The sequence below is a fragment of the Bradyrhizobium sp. USDA 4451 genome, from assembly GCF_054822585.1.
This window is the reverse complement of the sequence record NZ_JBTRCH010000001.1, coordinates 359,618-375,650: the sequence shown is the minus strand read 5'-3', so window position 1 is coordinate 375,650 and position 16,033 is coordinate 359,618. Positions and strand designations below refer to the sequence as shown.

Sequence of the window (16,033 nt, the reverse complement as noted above, 5' to 3'; positions counted from 1 at the left end):
GCTCACCCCAACTTGCCCGCGGCTTTCTCAAGTTGAATCCAGGCCTCTGCGCCGAATTTGGATTTCCAGTCGGTATAGAAGCTCGTCTTTGCCAGCGCCTGCCGGAAGGCAGATCGGTCGACGTCGAGGAATTGCATCCCCTTGGCCGTCAAATCGGTGCGGAGGGATGCACTAAGCTTTGCGATGTCGGCTCGTTCATCGTTGGCCGAGCGATCGAGCTCGTGCGTCACGATCTCTTGCACGTCCTGCGGAAGCTTCTGGAACGCGCGCTTGTTGCCGAGGATCCAGTAATTGTCCCAGACGTGCCCCGTCAGGCTGCAGGTCTTCTGCACCTCATATAGGCGCGCCGTTGCTATGATCGGAAGGGGATTTTCCTGACCGTCCACGACCTTGGTCTGGAGCGCGGAATAGACCTCGTTGAAGTTGATCGGAGCTGGTCCTGCCCCGAGCGCAAGAAACAGCGACGTTAGATTGGGTGCGGCAGGTACCCTGAGCTTAAAGCCCTTGAGGTCGTCCGGTGTCTTGATCTCACGGCCCGACGAAGTGATGTGGCGGAAGCCGTTGTCCCAAGGCTTGGACACCGCCATGATGGGCGTCTTGGCGATCTGCGCACGGATGTAAGCGCCCAGTTCGCCGTCCATGGCCTTCCAGACGGCATCGTAGTTGGGGAAGAGGAAGCCGAGATTTACGACGCCGGCGGCGGGTACAAGGGTAGCGAGGATCAGAGAGGAGAGGTTGAAAAACTCGACGCTACCGTTGCGAACCTGCGTCAGCAGATCCGTATCCGAGCCAAGCTGGTTGGCGGGAAAAAGATTGATTTCCAGGCGCCCGCTCGTCGCTTCCTTGATGCGATCGGCGGCCTCCTTGGCCCGAGCATTCACCGGATGCGCGGGGTCCTGCCCGGTCGCGAGCTTGTAAGTGAACTCTGCGGCGGCGGCCGGGCGGCTGAGGACGGTGCACAACGGGACGGCCGTGCCGGCAAGGAGAAAATGGCGGCGGGTGATGGCAGTCGATTTTCGTTGGGGCATTGCTTCCTCCTTTGAGTATCGGTCTGTTGATCGGCCGCAGCACGCTTCTGCAATTCCGGCCGGTTCTCGGGCACCGGCCGTCAGGCAGCGGCCATCGTTCTCCGCGGCGGCGCCGCGTAGGCGATTCTTCTCTTCGAAGTTGACGATCGAGGTTGCGCGTTTAGCGCAGCCACCCCTTGATCTGCCTTGCAACTTCGGCAGTCGAAATGCCGTAGCGATCGTGCAGCGTGGGAAGCGCCCCAGCGGCAAGGAACTCATCGGGCAACGCGATCTGGCGGAAGGCTGGATGGACGCCGGAGCGCATCAACAGCGCTGCAATCGCCTCTCCGAGCCCGCCTATGATGGTATGGTTCTCGGCGACCACGACGAGACGGCCGGGTTTCGCTGCTTCGCGCAGTATCGCTCCGTGGTCGAGCGGCTTGATTGTCGGTACATGCAGCACGGCTACGTCCACGCTATCACCGGCGAGTTCCTTTGCGGCTTCCAGCGCTCGCATGGTCATAATTCCAGAGGAGATGATCAAGACGTCCCGACCGTCCCGAATCAAGGATGCCCTGCCGAGCCTGAATTGATAGTTGTACTCGTCCAGGACGAGGGGCACCTGACCACGCAAGAGCCGCATATATACGGGCCCGTGATGCGCCGCGATGGCCGGAACGATCTGCTCGATCTCATGAGCGTCGCAGGGATCAATCACGGTCATGTTCGGCATTGCGCGGAACAGCGCGAGATCTTCCGCCGCCTGGTGGCTTGGGCCGTAGCCGGAAGTGAGGCCGGGCAAGGCGCAGACGATCTTTACGTTGCGGTCTTCCTCTGCAATCGTCTGGTGGATGAAATCGTAGGCGCGCCGCGAGGCGAACACCGCATACGTCGTAGCAAAGGGCATGAATCCTTCAGCCGCCATGCCCGAAGCCGCGCCGTAGAGGAGCTGCTCTGCCATACCCATTTGATAGTAGCGGTCTGGAAACTGCTTTGCGAAAATGTGCAGGTCCGTGTACTTGCCCAGATCGGCGGTGAGGCCCACCACCTCGGGGCGGCTCCGGGCCAATTCGACAAGTGCGTGACCGAACGGCGCTGGTTTTGTCTTTTGTCCCTCGGCGGCGATCGACGCGATCATCGCGGAGGTGGTGAGCCGAGGTTTTCCGAGCGTACCTGAGGTAACCGACTTCATGACCCGTCTCCCGCATCAAGTTCTGCCAGCGCCAATTTCCATTCGTGCGCTTCGACCCGAATGAAGTGATTCTTTTCTCGCTGTTCGAGGAACGGAACTCCCTTGCCCATGAGAGTGTCGGCGATGATGATCCTCGGTTGCGGCTCGGGATGCGAAATCATTGCGTCGAATGCTGCCACGACGGCGTCCAGGTCATTGCCGTCGACTCGACGTACGAACCAGCCGAAGGCCTCGAGCTTGTCGACCAACGGCTCGAACCCCATCATCTGTCTCGAAGGGCCGTCGGCCTGCTGGTTGTTGACGTCAATTATCGCGATCAAATTGTCGAGCTTGTGGTGTGCAGCCGACATCATTGCTTCCCACTTTGAACCCTCGTCGAGCTCTCCGTCCGAGAACAGCGTGAAGACGCGGCTCTTGGAGCCCTTGCGCTTCAACCCGAGGCCCATGCCGACCGCGATGCTCAGTCCGAGCCCCAGAGACCCGCCGGACATTTCCATACCGGGCGTGTAGGACGCCATGCCTGACATCGGCAGGCGGCTTTCGTCGAAGCCATACGTCTCGAGTTCGACTTCGGGGATAATGCCGGCCTCGATCAGTGCGGCATAAAGGGCGATCGCGTAGTGACCGTTGGAAAGGAGGAAACGATCGCGATCTTCCCAGGTCGGCTCCTCGGGCCGGTAGCGCATCGCGTGAAAATATGCGACCGCCAACACGTCGGAAATATCGAGCGCCTGCGCGATATAGCCTTGGCCTTGAACTTCGCCCATGCGCAGGGCGTTGCGGCGAATGTTGCGCGCACGCTGCGAAAGGCTAGGCGCGTTAACAAGTGCACTCGTTGACATCTCTCTCTCCATCGCTGCTCTTAGTGAATGAGCATCCCGCCGTTGACGTCGATCACGGAGCCGGTGACGTATGCCGAGAGGTCCGATGCAAGAAATGTGTAGATGCCGGCAACGTCCTTGGCCTCCCCGAGCCGTCCGAGCGGAATGCCTTCCAGAATCTTCGCCTTCATCTCGTCGTCGAGCTTGCCGGAGGTAATGTCGGTGCCTATCAATCCTGGCGTGACGCAGTTGACGCGGATACCATCGGCGCCAAATTCCCGAGCCATCGCCTTGGCAAGCCCAAGGACCCCCGCCTTCGCCGCCGAGTAGTGCGGACCACCGAAAATGCCGCCGCCGCGCTGGGCCGATACCGACGACATGCATGCAATCGATCCCGATTTTTGCTTCCGCATATGCGGGATCACTGCCTGGGACAGAAACAGAATGCCCTTCAGGTTGACGTCCTGGATACGGTCCCAGTCGGCCGGCGTGATGTCGAGGAATTTGACCGGCTGTGTGATGCCGGCATTGTTGATCAGGATATCGATTTGGCCGAAAGCGTCAGCGACAGCTTCGACTGCCTTCTGACACGAAGCCTGGTCGGCGACGTCGCAAGCAATACCGATATGAGCGTCGCCGAGGCCTTGCGCGGCGGCTTGCGCAGCGGTCCCGTCGATGTCGAGGATGGCGACCCGCGCGCCCTCTTCGGCAAATCGCCTGGCGGTTGCAAGGCCAATCCCGCGAGGCGAGGCCGCCCCTGTGATGATCGCCGTTTTGCCGCGAAGCAGCATTCGAATCCTCCCTGTCCCTGTCGTTTTGGACGCCGCGGTAGGCAGCCGGTCCTCTTGCCCCATTGCTAGAGCCGAGGGGCCGGCCGGGACAAACGCGCAGTTGTCTTGGATGTGTGAATCTGGTTCACTTATGGGTATGCTGCTGTCGAGCATCCCGATCTCCGCCATCCGGGCCTTCGAAGCGGCTGCGCGCACTGGCTCCTTCAGCGACGCGGCCGACGAGTTGCATTTGACGCCGAGCGCCGTCAGCCACGCGATCCGCAAGCTGGAAAGCACCATGAGCACCGTTCTGTTCGAGCGGAGTGCTCGTTCCGTCCGTCTAACGCCCGCTGGCGAGAACCTGATGCGCCACGCCGGTGCGGCCTTCGACAATTTGCGGCGCGGGATCGAAGAAGTCGCAGGTCGCGGGCCGAAGCTCCTGAGGGTGCATTGTGCCCCAAGTTTCGCAGCGCAATGGCTGGCCCCGCGCCTGACCAAATTTCTCGCGGCCGAACCGAAACTGGAGGTTCGGCTCGCCGCCAATACGGAGTACGCCCGCTTCACGAACGACGATTTCGACCTGGACATCGTCTACGGTTCACCTCGCGGTGAGGGCCTCGAAGTGATCCCGCTTGGTGAGGAAACTGTCACCCCTCTGTGTGCTCCTCAGATCGCGAAGAGAATCCGCCAGCCAAAGGATTTGTTGAGCCAAGTTCTCATTCGCTCCGACGTGAAGCAGGTTCAATGGTATCAATGGTTCGCCGCGAACGGGCTCGAACCTCCAGCAATCCATGGAATGCGATTCGACCGTAGCTTCCTCGCAATAGCCATGGCTTGCGGCGGGGTTGGCGTGACGTTGGAATCAACTCGCTTGGCTGAAAGTGAGATAGCATCGGGGCGCCTGATAGCGCCACTGGCTGGCCGCTCCACCGACATCCGCTACGTTGGTCATCATCTAGTGTTCCCGCGCGCTGGCCGTCAGCGCCGCGCTTTGCAGACCTTCGTGGAATGGATCAGGTCTGAGATTGCGCCAAGTTTATAGTGGAGCGCGAGCTGGAGCTGACGTCCGCTCCTGGCCGTTCGCGTTATTTCGTCGCGCTGCGGAATTTGGTCGCTATCGGGCCATAGCGGATTCTGGCAAGCCCTCCGCTCGGCAGATTTATGGATTCACGTCTAGAACGAAAACACGCGCTGATAGCTGAGCGGGGCCATTTCGCGCATAGCTCGCCCTTGTTCCATTTCGAACAGGTCAAACCAAGAAGTCTGCGAGCAAAGCGCGATGTCGCGTTCGCAACAACGGTGTTGCACCCGCGCGAGACGCGCTAACTGCCGTTAATCGTTATGGGTTTTGTGTTCACGAGGCGCTGGCATGCTGGTTGCAAAAGTCCCGGTCAGAAGCCGCTCTTGCAACAGCTAACCTTGAGGACATCAGATGAGTCTCGCCACGACCCAGAGTATCGCAGATATCAGGGCTCGCAACAAACAGCTGATCGAGGAGGTGCTGAAAGTCTATCCGGAGAAAACCGCGAAAAGGCGTGCCAAACACCTCAACGTTCACCAGGCCGGCAAGTCCGACTGCGGGGTGAAGTCCAACATCAAATCCATACCCGGCGTGATGACGATCCGAGGCTGCGCCTATGCGGGATCCAAGGGCGTGGTTTGGGGGCCGATCAAGGACATGGTCCATATCAGCCACGGTCCTGTTGGCTGTGGTCAGTATTCGTGGGGATCGCGGCGCAACTATTACGTTGGCACGACGGGAATCGATAGCTTCGTGACCCTGCAATTCACCTCCGACTTCCAGGAAAAGGACATCGTATTCGGTGGTGACAAGAAACTGGTCAAAGTTCTTGACGAAGTCCAGGAGCTGTTTCCCCTCAACAACGGCATCACTATCCAATCGGAATGCCCGATCGGGCTGATTGGTGACGATATCGAGGCTGTCTCAAGAGCGAAATCCAAGGAGTATGGAGGTAAGACCATCGTGCCGGTCCGCTGCGAGGGCTTTCGTGGCGTGTCGCAGTCACTAGGTCACCACATTGCCAACGACGCGGTACGTGACTGGATCTTCGACAAGCTCGAGGCCGACGGCGCGCCAAAGTTCGAGCCGACGCCTTACGATGTTGCTATCATCGGCGACTACAATATCGGCGGCGATGCTTGGTCATCGCGAATTCTGCTGGAGGAAATGGGTCTGCGCGTGATTGCGCAGTGGTCCGGGGACGGTTCACTCGCTGAGCTCGAGGCAACTCCGAAAGCCAAGCTTAACCTTCTTCATTGCTACCGTTCCATGAACTACATCTCCCGCCACATGGAAGAGAAATTCGGTATCCCCTGGTGCGAATACAACTTCTTTGGACCTTCAAAGATCGCAGAATCGCTGCGAAAGATTGCCGCTTATTTCGACGACAAGATCAAGGAAGGGGCTGAGCGGGTGATTGAAAAGTACCAGCCGCTGGTGAACGCGGTGGTTGCGAAGTATCGCCCGCGCCTGGAGGGCCGAACGGTCATGCTGTATGTCGGCGGGCTTCGTCCGCGTCATGTGATTGGCGCGTACGAAGACCTCGGGATGGAAGTCGTGGGTACCGGATACGAGTTTGGCCACAACGACGACTATCAGCGCACCGCTCAGAACTACGTAAAGGACAGCACGTTGATCTATGACGACGTCAATGGCTACGAGTTCGAGCGCTTCGTCGAAAAGCTCCAGCCTGACCTCATCGGTTCGGGCATCAAGGAAAAATACGTGTTCCAGAAGATGGGTGTGCCGTTCCGGCAGATGCATTCCTGGGACTATTCGGGTCCATATCACGGCTATGACGGCTTTGCGATCTTCGCGCGCGACATGGACATGGCTGTCAACTCGCCTGTTTGGAAAAAGACGAAGGCGCCCTGGAAGGAAACGCCGAGCGCAAAGCTCCTGGCTGCAGAATAGGGCAATAAGTCACGCTCTCAGCAGAGAGTGGGCGATCAATTTCGATAGTAAAAGGATCTAAATAATGGCGCAAAGTGCCGAGCACGTGCTCGACCATCTCGAACTGTTCCGCGGTCCAGAATACCAGCAGATGCTGGATAAGAAGAAGATGTTCGAGGATCCCCGCGAGCCAGCCGAAGTCGAGCGTATCAAGGAATGGACGAAAACTCCGGAGTACCGCGAGAAGAACTTTTCGCGGGAGGCGCTAACGATAAACCCGGCCAAGGCCTGCCAGCCGCTTGGCGCCGTATTCGCCTCCGTCGGCTTTGAAGGCACGCTGCCCTTCGTCCACGGCTCGCAAGGCTGCGTGGCCTATTATCGCAGCCATCTGTCGCGACACTTCAAGGAGCCGAGCTCCTGCGTCTCTTCGTCCATGACGGAGGACGCTGCTGTATTCGGTGGCCTGAACAACATGATCGACGGTCTCGCCAATAGCTACAACATGTACAAACCTAAGATGATTGCGGTCTCCACGACCTGCATGGCTGAGGTGATCGGCGATGACCTGAACGCCTTCATCAAGACGTCCAAGGAGAAAGGCTCGGTTCCGGCGGAGTTCGACGTGCCATTCGCCCACACGCCCGCCTTCGTCGGCAGCCACGTCACCGGCTACGACAACGCGCTCAAGGGCATCTTGGAGCATTTTTGGGACGGCAAGGCCGGAACAGCGCCGAAGCTGGAGCGCAGGCCGAACCAAGCCATCAACATCATCGGCGGGTTCGATGGCTATACCGTCGGTAACCTTCGCGAGATCAAGCGCATCTTGGAGTTGATGGGAATCCAGCACACCATACTCGCCGACAACTCCGAAGTCTTCGACACCCCGACAGATGGCGAGTTCCGGATGTACGACGGTGGCACCACGCTGGAAGACGCAGCCAACGCCGTTCACGCCAAGGCGACAATCTCCATGCAGGAGTGGTGTACGGAGAAAACGCTGCCATTCGTGGCCGAGCATGGGCAGGATGTCGTATCCTTCAACTACCCGATTGGCATATCCGCAACGGATGACTTGCTGGTGGCGTTATCACGGATCGCAGGCAAAGACATTCCGGAGCAACTCGCACGAGAGCGTGGCCGCTTGGTCGATGCCATCGCTGATTCCAGTGCGCATATCCATGGCAAGAAGTTTGCGATCTATGGCGATCCGGATCTTTGCTATGGGGTGGCTGCCTTTCTGCTCGAACTGGGCGCCGAGCCAACCCATGTGCTTTCCACCAACGGCAACAAGGCATGGCAGACAAAAATGGCAGCGCTGCTTGCAAGCTCGCCGTTTGGGCAGGGCTGCCAAGTCTACCCTGGCCGGGATCTCTGGCACATGCGCTCGCTCCTGTTTACCGAGCCGGTCGATTTTCTAATTGGCAACACGTACGGCAAGTACCTTGAGCGCGATACTGGAACGCCACTGATCCGAATTGGCTTTCCAGTCTTTGATCGGCATCACCATCACCGCTCGCCCGTTTGGGGTTATCAGGGCGGCCTGAATGTGCTGGTCAAGATCCTCGACAAGATATTCGACGAAATCGACAAGAAGACCAACCTTCTTGGCAAAACCGACTACAGCTTCGACATCATTCGTTGATGACGAATAGTACGCACGTGCCATCGCCGAACCCGGCGATGGCACAAACGCATTAAACCTTTCAATTGGCTTCCGCTGAGGGGAAAACGGATGAGTTCGCTGGCGGCTACGGTCCAGAATATTTTCGACGAGCCGGGCTGCGCCAAGAATGGCAGTAAGTCGGAGGCTGAACGCAGGAAGGGCTGCACCAAGCAACTGCAGCCGGGCAGTGCTGCGGGGGGCTGTGCCTTCGACGGTGCCAAGATCGCGCTGCAGCCGTTTACCGATGTCGCTCACCTGGTGCACGGTCCGATTGCGTGCGAAGGCAACTCCTGGGACAATCGCGGCTCCGCGTCTTCTGGCTTGAACCTGTGGCGGACCGCATTCACAACCGATCTGACCGAAACCGATATCGTATTCGGAGGCGAGCAGCGGCTGTGCAAAGCAATCAAAGAAATCATCGATAAGTGGGACCCTCCCGCGATCTTCGTCTATCAGACTTGCATCCCGGCGATGACCGGCGACGATATCGATGCGGTCTGCAAGGCGGCGTCTCAAAGGTTCGGTAAGCCAGTGATCCCGATCAATTCCCCCGGGTTCGTTGGCTCCAAGAACCTGGGTAACAAGCTCGCCGGCGAGGCCCTGCTCGAACATGTCATCGGAACGCAGGAGCCGGACTACACAACGCCGTACGACATCAATCTGATCGGAGAATACAACCTTTCGGGAGAGCTCTGGCAAGTTAAACCGTTGCTGGACGAGCTCGGAATCCGGATTCTCTCCTGCATCTCTGGCGACGGAAAGTATCGCGAGGTCGCTTCTTCTCATCGCGCGCGGGCGGCGATGTTGGTGTGCTCAAAATCTATGATCAACGTCGCGCGCAGGATGAAGGAACGCTACGGGATCCCGTTCTTCGAGGGGGCGTTCTACGGTATTCAGGATTCGAGTGATTCGCTTCGCCAGATTGCCCGCTTGTTGGTCGAGCGCGGAGCTCCCAAAGAGCTACTCGGGCGCACTGATGCGGTGATCGCGCGCGAGGAAGCGCGCGCCTGGGCTGCCATCCAACCGTACAAGCCACGATTCAGAGGCAAAAAGGTCTTGTTGATTACCGGCGGCGTCAAGTCATGGTCGGTCGTCGCGGCACTGCAGGAAGCTGGCCTCGAATTGGTCGGAACCAGTGTAAAGAAATCAACCAAGCAGGACAAGGAACGCATCAAGGAGCTGATGGGGCAGGATGCCCACATGATCGAAGACATGACGCCGCGCGAAATGTACAGAATGTTGAAAGAAGCGGAAGCGGACATCATGCTGTCGGGCGGCAAATCGCAGTTTGTCGCACTAAAGGCGGCGATGCCCTGGATCGATATCAACCAGGAGCGGTGCCATGCCTATCTAGGCTATGTTGGAATGGTCAAACTGGTGGAAGAGATCGATAAGTCGCTCTCTAATCCGATGTGGGAGCAACTGCGTCAACCAGCGCCATGGCAGGTCTTGGCGAAGGCTATGGTGCAGATGCGATCGCCGCTGGCCGAGATCGCTTGCGATCCTGCGCTCGACGAAACGGCGCGCCGCGCCAAGGAGATCTGCTCCTGCAACAAGGTCGATCGCGGAACAATCGAGGATGCAATCACCGCGCATGGCTTGATCAGCGTGGAGGCTGTCAGAAAGCACACCAATGCGGTCGGCGGCTGCTGCAACAGGCGCATCGAGGGAATCTTGGCGGCCTCACCATCTGCCCTGCCACAGGCCGCAGAATAGAGACCTGTTATGGCCCTCGTCAAAGCGTCTACTAAATCTTGTGCGGTCAATCCGCTGAAGATGAGCCAGCCGATCGGTGGAGCCTTCGCCTTTATGGGATTGCGTGGGGCTATGCCGCTTCTGCACGGCTCGCAAGGCTGTACATCCTTCGGGCTCACGCTCTTCGTGCGGCATTTCAAGGAGGCAGTGCCGCTGCAAACCACCGCTATGAGCGAGGTCGCAACCGTGCTCGGTGGCTACGAGAATCTCGAGCAGGCGATACTCAATATCTACGGCCGAGCCAAGCCAAAGATCGTCGGCATCTGCTCGACTGGGGTCACAGAGACCAATGGCGACGATGTCGATGCTTACCTCAAGCTGATCCGCGACAAGCACCCGCAACTTGCGAAGTTGCCGCTGGTCTATGTCTCGACACCCGATTTCAAGGGAGCGTTCCAGGACGGCTGGGAGAAGGCTGTGGTGCGCATTGTGGAGGCGCTGGTCGAGCGGCCGGGCGCGAGTGGACTGCGCGACCCGTCCAAGGTGAATGTTCTTCCAGGATGCCACCTCACCCCCGGTGATCTAGACGAACTCCGGGCCATCCTGGAGGATTTCGGGTTGCGGCCGTCCTTTTTGCCTGATCTGGCAGGCTCGCTTGATGGGCATATCCCCGATGAGTTTATGCCGACAACCACAGGCGGCATCGGCATCGACGAAATTGCGAGCATGGGACGCGCTCAATGGACGATCGCAATTGGCGCACAGATGCGACGCGCGGCGGAGGTCCTGCAGGCCAAGGCCGGCGTGCCATTTCGCCTGTTCGAACGGCTTTGCGGTCTCGACCCCAACGACGAATTTATCACCTTTTTAAGCGAGATCAGCGGCCGGCCAGTACCGGTGAAATATCGGCGGCAGCGTGGCCAACTCACCGATGCAATGCTGGACGCGCACTTCCATATTGGTGGTCGCAGAGTTGCGATTGCCGCCGAGCCAGACCTCCTGTTCGACCTGTCCAGTATGCTGCATGACATGGGTGCGCAGGTGACCGCAGCAGTGACAACCACGCAGTCGGTCGTTATTGAGCGAGTGAAGACCGAGGAAGTCTTCATTGGCGATCTCGAGGATCTCGAAGAGCTTGCCAGAACCAGGCAATGCGACCTGCTGATCACGCATTCGCATGGCAGGCAAGCGGCGGCTCGGCTGAAAATCCCATTCTATCGCGCGGGCTTTCCAATGTTCGATCGGCTTGGTGCAGGACACCAGCTATCCGTCGGCTACCGTGGTACACGGGACATGATCTTCGATATCGCCAATCTCGTGATTGCTGACCGAGAGGAGAACCATCAGCCTACGCCGGATAGCTGGCGGGCTCCGCCCCCACCGCCGCGACGAGCCGGCCACAGCTCGCTTGGCACAGCTGAGAGGTCCATTGCATGAAGGTCGCATTCGCTACGCAAGATCTTAGACGGGTCGATGCACATTTCGGTTGGGCTAAGAATATCGCAATCTATGATGTCGCGCCGGGCGGGCACGTCTTTCTTAAAGCAATTGAGTTTGAGGGCGATCTCAAAGAGGACGGCAATGACGATAAGTTGGCGCCGAAGATCGAGGCAATCAAGGAATGCGCAATTCTGTACGTCGCCGCCATCGGCGGTGCTGGTGCCGCGCGGGTGGTGGCCAACAAGATTCATCCCATCAAGGTGAGCAAGCCGGAAAGCATCCTGGAGCTGCTTGAAAAGCTTCAGGACGTACTGAAGGGAACGCCACCTCCCTGGCTGCGCAAGGCCATGGCCAAGGACCAGCGCCGCGCGTTTGAGTTCGACGAATGAGGTGAGATGACCGAAGAAATAGTGCGAGAGGGTAGCGGCATCGGCACACCGTTCCTCATGGAATTGATCAAGATTTGGCGTGCTCAGGATGCCAACGGCGCCTGGACGAAGAAAAGCGACATCGACCTGCTCGAACCCTATATCTTGGATAAGGAGAAGCGGCGCGCCCTACCTATTGTCGGCGATCCCGATCCCGACACGCTGTGGCGGCTTGAACTATTCTTCGACGCGGTCGCGCTCTCGATCGAGAGGGTCACCGGCGTGATGATCCAGCCCATTATGAAGCTGCATCATGAAGGCTTCGGCCGCGTGGTGTTGATCGCTGGCCGGCTGATCGCCGTGAACAAGCAGCTACGCGATGTGCATCGTTTCGGCTTCGCTAATCTCGTAAAGCTGGCAGAGGAAGGCGACAAATATGTCAACGACGGAATCGAGATGGTTCGCAGATTTCCGGACGTGGCGAACTATTGAGGGCGCTCATGAACGATCGTGACGCATTGAAAGCAGAACTGAAGAAGCTGTCAGGCAAAGCGCTGCAAGCCAAAATGGATTTGCACGACCTGTCGGAAGAATTACCTGTCAACTGGGGCTCGATCATGACGGTGGCGCAGAAGGCGTACGATGCCTATGCCGAACTCGAGCGCAAGAGTCATGATTTGAAGGCGCTGGAAAATAACCAGAGGGGCTGACTTATGTCATTTGCAGCGCGCGATGGCCGCGAGTGGATACCGGAATACTTGATATCGATCGATGACAAGAAGTGCATCGGTTGTGGCCGTTGTTTCAAAGTGTGCGGTCGAGATGTCATGACTTTGAAAGGAATCAGCGAAGAGGGTGACCTTGTCGATCTAGACGATGACGCGGACGATGAGATCGAAAAGAAGATCATGGTTCTGAACGATGAGGGCGCCTGCATCGGCTGCGGCGCCTGCGCCAGGGTGTGCCCGGCCAATTGCCAGATCCACGCCTCAGCCGGAGCTGAAGTCGCCTGAGCGGAGGCCGCTTCGTCCGGCAGCAGAGAGAAGATACATGCACTCAATGCGCCACGTGGGCCAGGGGGAGGTGACGCGCACCTGATCAGGTGAGCACGCATGCCGATCAGGCGGCGTGCTCGAATGTCCGAGACCAAGATCAATTCCAAAATAGTTGACCGGCTATTTTCGTGCTGGTCGAGCGCAGCAATGTCGAGCGCCAAGTCTTGATTGCCCGTCCGCGACAAGGGGCGCGTGGTTCGCCTATTGGGCGGGCCCTACGGTTGCCGAGTCGCTGCCCTTCTTCCGGGAGGCGGCTTGCCGGCCCCGGAGTGGGGCGGTGCTGCGGTCAGGTTGTGGTCAGCTAGATTCGGTATCCTCATCGGCGGAGCTTGCGCGGCACGAGCTCGATTGCGTGCAATTCGCCGATAGGAGAGCGATCTGATGTATGGCAGAACCGTTGGCTCATCCAGCCAGTCCACAAGCGCTTATCAGGCTGATGATTCGAGCGAGGCGGGAGATAGCCCCCGTTTCGCGGAGACAGTTGGCCGCCTGGAACGAGGTGGGTCGTCGTCGGGGGCAGCGGCGCCATACTCTCTGCGTTCCGATCCACCCATTATAGAGATCTTCGATCGAGAAGACTTCATGGAGGGCGTGAGGAAATTCCTGGGTCGTGATATCAGGCACATCGCGAGCAACCCGCAAGAGTACTCTCAGTTCGTTTCGGAGAAAGCCGAGCGCGCCGCAACTGTCGCTGGAGGCTATACCAGCACGTACGATGATCCGGATAAGCCCGCCCGATTTTTCAGCTATCAGCTGGGTGACGAAAGTGTCGGCCTCTTAAGAGCGGGAGGCCCGGTCCGGATCAAGGGGGACCAGTTTCGCCAACAGTTCGGACGAAACGACATTACGTCGGTGGTAGATCTACGCGTCACTCATCCGTTGGTCGAGAACGCGGGAGATATCCTGCTTGAGCATCAACTGCGAATGGACGGTGATCATCCGTTGGTGTTGTCACGTCCTGCCGTTGAGGAGGTGGAACCACGCCTGGCGGAAATGGGTTTTATTAACGTGGGCCGCAATCACTGGGTGCTCGATCCTCACCAGCATCCCGACGTGTGGACAAAGAACGAGAACGACGAGTGGCAGCGAGTAGGCAAGCCTACAAAGTATCTTTCCAAAGTCGAAGATAGCGATAGCAATAGTCAGGAGAGCTTTCAGACGGATTCATCTGACGATGATCCTTCGTATTATTTGGAACGCGCTCTTCGAGGATTGGCGGTTGGGCAAGACGATTCGGAATAGTGGGAGCGCGGCGGAACTGATCGGTTTTTCGCCATTGCTCGCGCCCGAGCGGAAGTCGTAGCCTTGAAGGGAGCGCGCGCCACGTCGCGCTCCCTTATGCTTGCCAAATACCAGTTCGTGAGTTGGTTGGTGGAGCTGGGCCGGTCTTGTGTTTCATGCGTGCCGGAGGGCCTGCGGCGCCGAGCCAGCAGGGCCTTGGTGCCGTTTGGGAGAGGACCTGCTTTAATCCGGCTTTTGAGCGGCAATCTGAGGAAAATGCGAGAACCCATTGCGCTCACGATGTCAGTACTTCCGTTGAATCTGGTATCACTCAACGGGTTGCGTAGTTGGCGGTCGTGAAGAACACGAGGTGTGCCATCGGGTGGGACCAAACGGGCGTTCCAGCGTACGATCGAGCGTCTTTTCAGGCTCTCCAGCGCATAGGCGAAATTATCGGTACAATAGAACATCAGTTTCATAGAGACGCCGGGAGCGCCAATGCGCGTACGCTGGGAGGCGGAATGGACCGCTACACCAGGAGCAACGAGCTACGTACGCGCTTGCGGTTCTGCTAGCCGGACAAGTTGTACGGCACCGCTAAAGCTGCGCGAACGCCGAGCAGCGCTCCGACGGTTCTTGCAGCTCAAGGCACAGCAACAGTGCAGAGCCCTTGCGGTAGACGAGCAGTAAATGCAGCCAGATGCTATTTGCGCGATTTGTGGCTTTAACGACATTCCGAGCCACAAGGCCATGGGATTCCACCTTATGGTCCTCGATCATGACGGCAATCGCCGGCCGTGGTCCATCGCTGTGGTACGCTGGGGCTAGAAGGTGCTTGGCTATATCAATAGATGCCCGCACAATGGCGTTGCTTTAGACTGGGAACGGAACGAGTTCCTCGACCCATACGGCGTTCAGCTGATGTGCGGCAAGCACTGATCCACTTCGAGCTCGCAACCGGGCTGTGCGTCGGTGGGTTCGTGTAAGGACAGAACGCTCACGCCGATCGCCTTGACAGTTCTGTATGGTGTATCTGCGTCATCGGCGTGCGTCTTGTCGAAGACGATGCGTCCCGGAACGAATGACGTCCGCGCTCAGACCGGCCGGTTCTCGTTGCGGTTTCTTACTGGCTCCATCCTTTTTAGCCCGTCTTCGTATGAAATCTCGTCGTAGGACAGATCGAGAGTCTTTGCCGCCTCGAGGAGGTAGTCAAGCTTACCGCCTGCATCAAGCTTCTTGAGGTCGTCCTTGTTGAGCCCGACCAGGTCCATCATTTCCTTCCAAACAGTGGACTCATCGCACGGCAGGACGTGGAAGGTAATGCCACCGAGCTTCGTCTGGTATTTCGCCAGCAAATCTATGTTGTTACAGAACAAGAAATAACTGCCCTGTGGGCTTAAGGCACCATCAAGCACGGCCGCGACGTCAGCAAGATAGGCGAAGGAGTGCAGGTAGCCGGCCAGGACCGGAATAGTGCCTTCTCCGTCCTGCGCGACCGTCAGAACCTGTTCGATCGAATAATCCGGCGGCCGCTTCTCGTCCGCGACTTGAGTCTGAAATTTTAGTGCGATGTCGCCGCGAAAACCAAACCGCCCCGGCTTGGTCGTCCCGCCCTTGAGTACAGCATTGAGCAGGCGGCCCTCCTTTTCAAGTCGACCGAGTGCGGTGTTCTCGATTGCAGTCATTAAATTCGTCCTCGATTTGAGCTTTTCACCGGCGCGCTGGCCGATGCCAGCCGCGATGCAAAATGCTTGCCGCCGCCTCTGTAACGATCCAGCCGTGCCGCGAAATAAAACGCGTATGCGAGAGGCGATCGTCCCAGGCAGCGTTGTCATGAACTCGACACCGGTGCTGAAGCCGACAGATACGATCAAAGAAAGTAAGCGG

General features: G+C 58.3%; 16 protein-coding genes and 1 pseudogene. 11 read left to right on the top strand and 6 right to left on the bottom strand.

Going from position 1 to position 16,033, the window contains the following annotated elements:
- Positions 1–2 precede the first annotated feature (2 nt).
- The 4 genes from ACVMB0_RS01620 to ACVMB0_RS01605 form a co-directional block, all read right to left on the bottom strand.
- The gene (locus ACVMB0_RS01620) at positions 3–1,028 is read right to left on the bottom strand and encodes a TRAP transporter substrate-binding protein (RefSeq protein ID WP_461345104.1); all 1,026 of its coding nucleotides are present in this window, start codon (positions 1,026–1,028) and stop codon (positions 3–5) included.
- Between the two features lie 160 nt (positions 1,029–1,188).
- Positions 1,189–2,199, bottom strand: coding sequence for a transketolase family protein (locus ACVMB0_RS01615; RefSeq protein WP_461345103.1), 1,011 nt, complete (start codon positions 2,197–2,199; stop codon positions 1,189–1,191).
- Complete coding sequence (locus ACVMB0_RS01610) at positions 2,196–3,041, bottom strand: transketolase (RefSeq protein WP_461345102.1); 846 nt, start codon at positions 3,039–3,041, stop codon at positions 2,196–2,198. The genes ACVMB0_RS01615 and ACVMB0_RS01610 overlap by 4 nt, the downstream gene beginning before the upstream one ends.
- A 20-nt stretch (positions 3,042–3,061) precedes the next feature.
- Positions 3,062–3,811 carry an SDR family NAD(P)-dependent oxidoreductase gene (locus ACVMB0_RS01605; RefSeq protein ID WP_461345101.1) on the bottom strand — a complete coding sequence of 250 codons (750 nt, stop codon included), beginning with the start codon at positions 3,809–3,811 and terminating at the stop codon, positions 3,062–3,064.
- A 139-nt stretch (positions 3,812–3,950) separates the two neighbouring features.
- Between ACVMB0_RS01605 and ACVMB0_RS01600 the strand changes: the two genes are divergently transcribed.
- The 10 genes from ACVMB0_RS01600 (at position 3,951) to ACVMB0_RS01555 (ending at position 14,167) form a co-directional block, all read left to right on the top strand.
- Positions 3,951–4,832 (top strand): LysR substrate-binding domain-containing protein, encoded by an 882-nt coding sequence (locus ACVMB0_RS01600; protein ID WP_456710920.1) that lies wholly within the window; start codon positions 3,951–3,953, stop codon positions 4,830–4,832.
- A gap of 390 nt (positions 4,833–5,222) precedes the next feature.
- Positions 5,223–6,725: a nitrogenase molybdenum-iron protein alpha chain gene (gene nifD / locus ACVMB0_RS01595; protein ID WP_461345100.1), complete on the top strand. Its 1,503-nt coding sequence runs from the start codon at positions 5,223–5,225 to the stop codon at positions 6,723–6,725.
- Positions 6,726–6,789: 64 nt separating this feature from the next.
- Positions 6,790–8,346 carry a nitrogenase molybdenum-iron protein subunit beta gene (gene nifK, locus ACVMB0_RS01590; RefSeq protein WP_461345099.1) on the top strand — a complete coding sequence of 519 codons (1,557 nt, stop codon included), beginning with the start codon at positions 6,790–6,792 and terminating at the stop codon, positions 8,344–8,346.
- 90 nt (positions 8,347–8,436) lie between these two features.
- Positions 8,437–10,083 (top strand): nitrogenase iron-molybdenum cofactor biosynthesis protein NifE, encoded by a 1,647-nt coding sequence (gene nifE / locus ACVMB0_RS01585; RefSeq protein WP_461345098.1) that lies wholly within the window; start codon positions 8,437–8,439, stop codon positions 10,081–10,083.
- Positions 10,084–10,092: 9 nt separating this feature from the next.
- Positions 10,093–11,499, top strand: a complete 1,407-nt coding sequence (gene nifN / locus ACVMB0_RS01580) for a nitrogenase iron-molybdenum cofactor biosynthesis protein NifN (RefSeq protein WP_461345097.1) — start codon at positions 10,093–10,095, stop codon at positions 11,497–11,499.
- Entirely contained in the window at positions 11,496–11,891 is a 396-nt protein-coding gene (nifX, locus tag ACVMB0_RS01575; protein ID WP_076828194.1) for a nitrogen fixation protein NifX, read from the top strand. Before nifN ends, nifX begins: the two co-directional genes overlap by 4 nt.
- Positions 11,892–11,897: 6 nt before the next feature.
- Positions 11,898–12,362: a NifX-associated nitrogen fixation protein gene (locus ACVMB0_RS01570; protein ID WP_461345096.1), complete on the top strand. Its 465-nt coding sequence runs from the start codon at positions 11,898–11,900 to the stop codon at positions 12,360–12,362.
- An 8-nt stretch (positions 12,363–12,370) separates the two neighbouring features.
- Positions 12,371–12,580, top strand: a complete 210-nt coding sequence (locus ACVMB0_RS01565; protein ID WP_461345095.1) for a CCE_0567 family metalloprotein — start codon at positions 12,371–12,373, stop codon at positions 12,578–12,580.
- A gap of 3 nt (positions 12,581–12,583) precedes the next feature.
- Positions 12,584–12,883: a ferredoxin III, nif-specific gene (fdxB, locus tag ACVMB0_RS01560; RefSeq protein WP_461345094.1), complete on the top strand. Its 300-nt coding sequence runs from the start codon at positions 12,584–12,586 to the stop codon at positions 12,881–12,883.
- 423 nt (positions 12,884–13,306) lie between these two features.
- Positions 13,307–14,167 (top strand): host specificity protein, encoded by an 861-nt coding sequence (locus ACVMB0_RS01555; RefSeq protein WP_461345093.1) that lies wholly within the window; start codon positions 13,307–13,309, stop codon positions 14,165–14,167.
- Positions 14,168–14,743: 576 nt separating this feature from the next.
- Here the strand turns inward: ACVMB0_RS01555 and ACVMB0_RS01550 are convergent.
- Complete coding sequence (locus tag ACVMB0_RS01550) at positions 14,744–14,926, bottom strand: hypothetical protein (RefSeq protein WP_461349790.1); 183 nt, start codon at positions 14,924–14,926, stop codon at positions 14,744–14,746.
- On the opposite strand from ACVMB0_RS01550, the pseudogene ACVMB0_RS01545 reads away from it, so the two are divergent.
- A pseudogene (locus tag ACVMB0_RS01545) lies at positions 14,837–15,231 on the top strand (Rieske (2Fe-2S) protein). The gene ACVMB0_RS01550 and the pseudogene ACVMB0_RS01545 sit on opposite strands and share 90 nt — an antisense overlap.
- Before the next feature lie 9 nt (positions 15,232–15,240).
- On the opposite strand, the gene ACVMB0_RS01540 reads toward ACVMB0_RS01545, so the two are convergent.
- Complete coding sequence (locus ACVMB0_RS01540) at positions 15,241–15,831, bottom strand: hypothetical protein (protein WP_461349571.1); 591 nt, start codon at positions 15,829–15,831, stop codon at positions 15,241–15,243.
- Positions 15,832–16,033 lie beyond the last annotated feature (202 nt).